This is a genomic window from Bartonella capreoli (genome assembly GCF_902813205.1).
GTDB lineage: Bacteria > Pseudomonadota > Alphaproteobacteria > Rhizobiales > Rhizobiaceae > Bartonella > Bartonella schoenbuchensis.
In genome coordinates this window covers 1-514 of the sequence record NZ_CADDZX010000139.1, presented here as the reverse complement: position 1 = coordinate 514, position 514 = coordinate 1, and the positions used below count along the sequence as shown (strand labels likewise).

1 protein-coding gene is annotated in these 514 nt (G+C 39.5%); it reads left to right on the top strand.

Going from position 1 to position 514, the window contains the following annotated elements; translation table 11 throughout:
• The coding region (locus tag J7R05_RS07745) for a formate--tetrahydrofolate ligase (protein WP_208541818.1) at window positions 1–514 on the top strand (514 nt) is incomplete at both ends.

The following is a 514-nucleotide window of genomic DNA, read 5'->3' as shown; positions in this document are numbered from 1 at the left end:
TGAACATTGATCCACGCCGCATTGTTTGGAAACGAGTTCTTGACATGAATGACCGTGCATTACGCGATATTGTTGTTTCATTGGGTGGAATAACCAATGGCTTCCCTCGTCAAACAGGTTTTGATATTACTGTTGCATCAGAAATTATGGCTATTTTTTGCCTTGCTAAAAATCTAGAAAATCTTACGCAAAGACTCAAAAAAATTATTGTCGCCTATCGTTACGATAAAACACCTGTGACAGTTGCTGATCTCAATGCGGAAGGTGCAATGACAGTTCTTCTCAAAGATGCTCTGCAACCTAATCTTGTACAAACAATTGAAAACAACCCTGTTCTTGTCCACGGAGGACCTTTTGCTAACATTGCTCATGGCTGTAATTCAGTTATAGCAACAAAAACCGCTTTAAAACTTGCGGATTATGTTGTTACAGAAGCAGGATTCGGAGCCGACCTTGGAGCAGAAAAATTTTTCAACATTAAATGTCGACAAGCAGATATTCTACCGAATGCTAC